Below are 6508 nucleotides of genomic sequence, written 5' to 3' on the forward strand. Positions count from 1 at the left end.
GGCCAGGAGGCGGAGCGTGTCGCCCAGGCCGACGCCGAGCCCACCGCGACCGGCCTCGATCGCGTCCCCGGCCAGGAGGCCGAGGCGGAGGCGCAGGCGGATGACGCGCAGCCGGCCCGCACCCCTCGTGGGCGTGGCCGCAATCGCGGCGACCGTCAGCAGGGCGCCGAGCGCGGTGCCCAGCAGAACGGCGATCAGCAGAACGGCGCCGCCCAGAACGGCGAGCAGAACGCGCCGCAGGGTCAGAACGGCGATCAGCCGCGAGGCGCCAGGAACGGGAACAACCGCAACCAGGGCGACCGCAACCAGAACGACCGCGGGGATCGCAACCAGAACCAGAATGACCGCGGCGACCGCAACCAGAACCAGAACGACCGCGGCGACCGCAACCAGAACCGCAACGACCGCCAGCAGCTCCCCGACGACGAGGAGCGCGGCGGCCGCAACCGGTACCGCGACCGCAAGCGTCGTGGCCCGGGCGGCGGAGACGACTTCGAGCCGGAGATCACCGAGGACGACGTGCTCATCCCCGTCGCGGGAATCCTCGACGTGCTCGACAACTACGCCTTCGTCCGCACGAGCGGGTACCTGCCGGGCAACAACGACGTCTACGTCTCGCTCGGCCAGGTCAAGAAGTACAACCTGCGCAAGGGCGACGCCGTCGTCGGAGCGATCCGCCAGCCGCGCGAGAACGACAACAACGGTCGCCAGAAGTACAACGCGATCGTCAAGGTCGACTCCATCAACGGCCTCCCGGTCGACCAGGCGGCCGACCGCGTGGAGTTCGGAAAGCTCACCCCCCTCTACCCCTCCGAGCGCCTGCGCCTCGAGACGGAGGCCGGCAAGCTGACCACCCGCATCATCGACCTCGTCTCCCCGATCGGCAAGGGCCAGCGCGGCCTCATCGTCTCGCCGCCCAAGGCGGGCAAGACCCTCGTGCTGCAGGCCATCGCCAACGCGATCGCCAAGAACAACCCAGAGGTCCACCTCATGGTCGTGCTCGTCGACGAGCGGCCGGAAGAGGTCACCGACATGCAGCGCACGGTGAAGGGCGAGGTCATCGCCTCGACCTTCGACCGTCCGGCCGAGGATCACACCACCGTCGCGGAGCTCGCCATCGAGCGTGCCAAGCGCCTCGTGGAGCTCGGTCACGACGTCGTTGTGCTGCTCGACTCGATCACCCGCCTCGGTCGCGCATACAACCTCGCGGCCCCGGCCTCCGGGCGCATCCTCTCCGGCGGCGTCGACTCGTCCGCGCTCTACCCGCCGAAGCGCTTCTTCGGCGCCGCGCGCAACATCGAGGACGGTGGATCGCTCACCATCCTCGCGACAGCGCTCGTCGAGACCGGTTCCAAGATGGACGAGGTCATCTTCGAGGAGTTCAAGGGCACCGGCAACATGGAGCTCCGCCTCTCGCGTCAGCTCGCCGACAAGCGGATCTTCCCCGCCGTCGACGTCAACGCCTCCGGGACCCGCCGCGAGGAGATGCTCATGGGCGTCGACGAGACGAAGGTCAACTGGAAGCTCCGTCGTGCCCTTGCGGGACTGGAGACCCAGCAGGCGCTCGAGCTTGTGCTCACCCAGCTGAAGGACACCTCGAGCAACGTCGAGTTCCTCATGAAGATCCAGAAGTCGCTCCCGAGCTCTTCCGGCACCAAAGAGGACTAGCGGTGTTCGAGTCGGTAAAGACCTTACTGGCCGAGCACGAGGAACTTCAGAATCAGCTCGCCGATCCCGAACTCCACTCCAACCCGGCCAGGTCGAAGAAGGTCAACCGGCGTTACGCCGAGCTCAGCCGGATCGTCGACGCCTACCATCGCTGGATGGCGCTGACCGACGACCTCGCCGCCGCGACGGAGATGGCCTCGGAGGACGCCTCCTTCGCGGAGGAGCTGCCCACAATCCAGGCGGAGCTCGATGTGATGGAGGAGCGCCTTCGCCGGCTGCTCATCCCGCGCGACGAGAACGACGGCCGGGACGTCATCATGGAGATCAAGATGGGCGAGGGTGGGGCGGAATCGGCCCTGTTCGCCGCCGACCTGCTCCGGATGTACCTGCACTACGCGGAGTCCAAGAAGTGGAAGACCGAGATCCTCGAGCAGACCCAGAGCGATCTGGGCGGCTACAAGGATGTCCAGCTCGCCATCAAGGGCAACTCCACCGACCCGGCGGAGGGCGTGTGGGCCCACCTCAAGTACGAGGGCGGCGTGCATCGTGTGCAGCGGGTCCCGGCGACGGAGTCGCAGGGACGCATCCACACCTCCGCCGCGGGTGTGCTCGTCTTCCCCGAGGTGGACGAGCCGGAGGAGGTCGAGATCAATCCGGGCGACCTCAAGATCGACGTCTATCGTTCCAGCGGCCCCGGCGGCCAGTCGGTGAACACCACCGACTCCGCCGTGCGCATCACCCACCTCCCTACCGGGATCGTCGTGGCGATGCAGAACGAGAAGAGCCAGCTGCAGAACCGCGAGGCCGGGATGCGCGTGCTGCGCGCCAGGGTGCTCGCCAGGCAGCAGGAGGAGATCGATGAGGCCGCCTCCGCCGTGCGCAAGAGCCAGATCCGCACCATGGATCGCTCCGAGCGCATCCGCACCTACAACTTCCCGGAGAACCGCATCGCGGATCACCGCACCGGGTACAAGGCGTACAACCTCGACGCGGTGATGAACGGCGCGCTCGAGCCGGTCATCCAGAGCTGCATCGAGGCCGACGAGGAAGCGCGACTCGAGGCGCTGGGGGACCCGCGCTAACGTGACCGTCACCTCGGTTCGCGAGTCGGCCATCTCGATCCTCGCCGCGGCGGGCATCGAGAGCCCCGACGTCGACGCCGAGCTGCTCATCGGGCACGTGATCGGCGCGAGCCGGGGCGAGGTCCAGGCGAAATCGGTTATGGGATCCGCCCTCACGGATGCGCAGGGCCGGGCGATCGCGGACCTGATCGAGCGCCGCGCCGCCCGGGAGCCGTTGCAGCACATCACCGGGCACGCCCCGTTCCGGTCGCTCGACCTGGCCGTCGGTCCCGGCGTGTTCGTGCCGAGGCCGGAGACGGAGCTCGTCGCGCAGTTCGCCATCGACGCACTGAGGTCCGCCGCGACGCCCGAGCCGATCGGCGTCGACCTCGGTACGGGAAGCGGGGCGATCGCCCTCGCGATGGCCGTCGAGGTTCCGCACGCCAGGGTGTTCGGCGTCGAGAACTCTCCCCAGGCCTTCATCTGGACCAGGCAGAACTTCCGCGAGAGCGGTGCGGTCAACGCGAGGCCGGTCTTCATCGACCTCGCCGACGCCCTGCCCGAGCTCGACGGCACGGTCTCCGTCGTCATCTCCAACCCGCCGTACATCCCCGCGGGCGCCATCCCGAGGGACCCGGAGGTGCGTCTCTTCGACCCGGAGCACGCGCTCTACGGGGGAGCGGACGGCCTGGATGTCGTGCGTCGGGTGTCGCTGACCGCCAGACGCCTGCTCCACGCCGGAGGCACGCTCGTCCTCGAGCACGGCGAACTGCAGGGCGGAGTGATCGCGGACCTGCTCGCCGCCGACGGCTGGCGAGCCATCGCGACGCATCCCGACCTCCTCGGCCGGGACAGGGCGACGACGGCGCTTCGCTGATCCGTCGGGGCGTCAGCGCGCGTCGATCGCCGCGCGACACTCCTCGAGCGCCGCCTGGGCCCAGCGCCGCTCATCGTCGGTGCCGACCAGGTCCGCCCAGCGCGCCGCCTCGGAGAACTCCTCGAGCGCCTCGTCCGGGCGATCGGCATCGAGCAGGCGCCAGCCGTGGTCGCCGTGCAGCGAGACGAGCCAGCGCCGGGTGCGGGGGGTCGCCGAGCCCTCGGCGATCTCGGCGGCCCGCGAGGTCCAGTCGGCCGCGCCGTCGGCGTCCACCGCGGCGAGCATGTGCATGGCGTCGATCAGCAGGAACTCCTCCCCGATGCGGGCGGCGATCTCCGCGGCCTGGCGGAAGAGGCCGACCGCGGAGTCCGGGTGGCCCGAGCCGGTCATGAGGCGTCCCGATTCGAGGAACACCCGCACCGCCACGACCGGCGCCGATTCCGCCTCGACCTCGATGAGCAGCTCCGCCGCCTCGTCGAATCGCCCCTGAAGGTCGATGACCCGCGCGAGCTGGGTGGTCAGCTCCGCGCGCTCCGTCGCATCCCACGGGCCGCCCAGCTCGAGCTCGGTGCGGAAGCGCCGCTCCGACTCCGCGGGGTCGTCCTGGACCCACAGGCGGTCGATGGTCTCCTGGTCGAGCATGGTCAGGCCGCCGTCCTCGACGCCGCGAACTCCTCGATGGCCGCGAGCAGGCCGGCCGGGTCGACGAACAGGTGGGAGGTGATGCCGACGGACCTGGCGCCGTCCACGTTGATGTCGAGGTCGTCGGCGAAGAACGCGTCCTCGGCCTCGACCCCGTAGCGCTCGAGCACGGCGAGGAACACCTCGGCGTCGGGCTTTCTCGCGCCGTAGTCGGAGGAGGTGAACAGGTGATCGCCGAACACGGGAACCAGCTCCGGCGCGAGGAGCGCGAGGTGTCTGGCCGTCATGGGGCCGTTGTTGGTGAGCAGGGTCACCCGGCCGAGCTGCGCGGCCCGCTCTACCGCGGCTATCGACTCCGGCCACGGCGTCATCGCCGATCCCCGGATCCGCACCCAGTCGGCCTCGCTGACCTGCCGATCGAGGGCGGCGTTGAACGCGGCCAGGTATTCGTCGGCGTCCGCGAAGCCGCCGGCCTCCGCCATCCACTCGCCGTCGTCGTGCCACCAGCGCTCACGCAGCTCGGGCACGGAGAGGCCGGTGAGCTCGGTCAGCCCGGCCATCCGCACCCGCCAGTCGTAGTCGTAGAGCACGTCGTCCATGTCGAAGATGAAGAGCAGCATCAGGCCGTCCTGTTCGCGAATGCCTCGATCGCCTCGCGCATCTCACCCACCTGGGGGACCCCGTCGACGTAGCGCAGATGGTGGCCGTGGATCCCCACCGCCACCGCACCCGCGATGTTCTCCGCGGAGTCGTCGGTGAAGAAGGTGTTCTCCGCCGTCGCCCCGTATCGTTCGAGGGCGAGTCGGAAGGCCCTCTCGTCCGGCTTGCGGACGCCGAGCTGGCAGCTCACCAGGCGATTGTCCCCGACGATCGCGGTGACATCCGGCGCGAGCACCGGGAGGGACTCCGCAAACGGCGCCGGGTTGTTGGAGAGCAGCGAGACCGTCCCGAGTCCCGATGCCCGCTCGAGCGCCCGAACGCTCTCCGGGATCCGGGTGCTGGCGAGGGCCCGTGCCGCCTGCCACTGCTCGAGGCTGAGCTTCGCCCCCGTCACCCGCTGGAACTGGGCGAGATACTCCTCTGAGCTCGGCCATTCCCCGGCCTCCGCCCGCGTCTCGAAGCCGCCCACCCACCAGGTCTTGGCGAGGTGGTACTCGCTCACGCCGGTGCTCCTGGAGAGCGCGGGCAACCTCTTGCGGTTGTCGTATGCGTAGAGGGTCTTGTCGAAATCGAATAGGTAGAGGTCCACTGGGCTCCCAACGCCGCTATCAGTATTCCAAAGCCTCCTGTGCGTCCGGGCATTCCCCGCCGTCCCCGGGTCGTCCCGGGGAAGCCGAGGGCACGAAGCTAGGATGGCTACCGATATGGCGACGATCTACGACTGCTCGGACCAGGCCGGGCTCCTCACCGGCATGCGGCTCGCCAGGGTCGCCATCGGCCGGGGCGAGCTCGTCGTGCTGCCCACGGACACCGTCTACGGCCTCGCCGCGGACGCCTTCAGCCCCGAGGCGGTGCAGCGGCTGCTCGACGCGAAGGGCCGCACCCGCCAGTCGCCTCCGCCCGTGCTCGTGCCGGGCATCCCCACCCTCGACGCCCTGGCGGAGACCGTCCCGCAGGAGGTGCGTGCTCTGGTCGCGGCCTTCTGGCCGGGTGGTCTCACCGTCATCCTGCCCGCCCAGCCCTCCCTGAACTGGGATCTGGGGGAGACCGGCGGCACCGTCGCCCTCCGGATGCCGAACAACCGCATCGCCCTCGAGCTGCTCTCCGAGACCGGGCCGCTCGCCGTGTCGTCCGCGAACCTGACCGGCCGGCCGGCGGCGACCACGGCGCAGGAGGCGATGGCGATGCTCGACGAGAGCGTCGAGGTCTACCTCGACGGCGGGGATGCCGGCGCCGACTACACCGCCGACCGGGGAACCGGGTCGACGATCGTGGATGCGACGGGGCTGCTCCGCGAGGACGGCCGCCTGAAGATCGTCCGGCACGGCGTGATCGCCGCGGAGGAGATCGAGGCGATCGTCGCGAGCGTGGGGAAGTCCCCGGCGTGAGATTCATCTTCTACGTCGGCGCGGGCGGGTTGTCGGCGGTCGTCACCTACGCGCTCGCGCTGCTCATCGCTCGGCTCGGCATGAGGTTCCGGCTCTATCCGGCCATCCGCGCCCGCGACGTCCACAAGCGCCCGACGCCGCGCCTCGGCGGCATCGCGATGTTCATCGGGATCGTCGTCTCCTTCGCCGTGGCGTCGCAGCTGCCGCAGTTC

The 6508-nt window shown here is 69.8% G+C and carries 7 protein-coding genes and 1 pseudogene; 5 read left to right on the forward strand and 3 right to left on the reverse strand.

Annotation, left to right across the window (positions count from 1 at the left end):
* The 3 genes from rho to prmC all read left to right on the forward strand — a co-directional run.
* A partial coding sequence (rho, locus tag VGC18_RS03800) for a transcription termination factor Rho (protein ID WP_331094389.1) occupies window positions 1–1668 on the forward strand: 1668 nt, incomplete at its 5' end.
* A gap of 2 nt (window positions 1669–1670) precedes the next feature.
* On the forward strand, window positions 1671–2750 hold the full coding sequence (gene prfA, locus VGC18_RS03805; protein ID WP_331094391.1) for a peptide chain release factor 1: 1080 nt from the start codon (window positions 1671–1673) through the stop codon (window positions 2748–2750).
* A 1-nt stretch (window position 2751) separates the two neighbouring features.
* Window positions 2752–3606: a peptide chain release factor N(5)-glutamine methyltransferase gene (gene prmC / locus VGC18_RS03810; protein WP_331094393.1), complete on the forward strand. Its 855-nt coding sequence runs from the start codon at window positions 2752–2754 to the stop codon at window positions 3604–3606.
* Between the two features lie 12 nt (window positions 3607–3618).
* Here the strand turns inward: prmC and VGC18_RS03815 are convergent, their stop codons facing one another.
* From VGC18_RS03815 to VGC18_RS03825, 3 genes are read right to left on the reverse strand one after another with little or no spacing between them, the layout of a single operon-like run.
* Window positions 3619–4248: a hypothetical protein gene (locus VGC18_RS03815; protein ID WP_331094395.1), complete on the reverse strand. Its 630-nt coding sequence runs from the start codon at window positions 4246–4248 to the stop codon at window positions 3619–3621.
* Between the two features lie 2 nt (window positions 4249–4250).
* On the reverse strand, window positions 4251–4868 hold the full coding sequence (locus tag VGC18_RS03820) for an HAD family phosphatase (RefSeq protein ID WP_331094397.1): 618 nt from the start codon (window positions 4866–4868) through the stop codon (window positions 4251–4253).
* Window positions 4868–5497, reverse strand: coding sequence for an HAD family phosphatase (locus VGC18_RS03825; RefSeq protein WP_331094399.1), 630 nt, complete (start codon window positions 5495–5497; stop codon window positions 4868–4870). Before VGC18_RS03825 ends, VGC18_RS03820 begins: the two co-directional genes overlap by 1 nt.
* A 115-nt stretch (window positions 5498–5612) precedes the next feature.
* On the opposite strand from VGC18_RS03825, the gene VGC18_RS03830 reads away from it, so the two are divergent.
* The gene (locus tag VGC18_RS03830; RefSeq protein WP_331094401.1) at window positions 5613–6296 is read left to right on the forward strand and encodes an L-threonylcarbamoyladenylate synthase; all 684 of its coding nucleotides are present in this window, start codon (window positions 5613–5615) and stop codon (window positions 6294–6296) included.
* Window positions 6297–6325: 29 nt separating this feature from the next.
* Window positions 6326–6508: pseudogene (locus tag VGC18_RS03835) on the forward strand (undecaprenyl/decaprenyl-phosphate alpha-N-acetylglucosaminyl 1-phosphate transferase); the annotation flags it as partial.

This window comes from Lacisediminihabitans sp., assembly GCF_036404185.1.
Classification (GTDB): Bacteria; Actinomycetota; Actinomycetes; order Actinomycetales; family Microbacteriaceae; genus Lacisediminihabitans.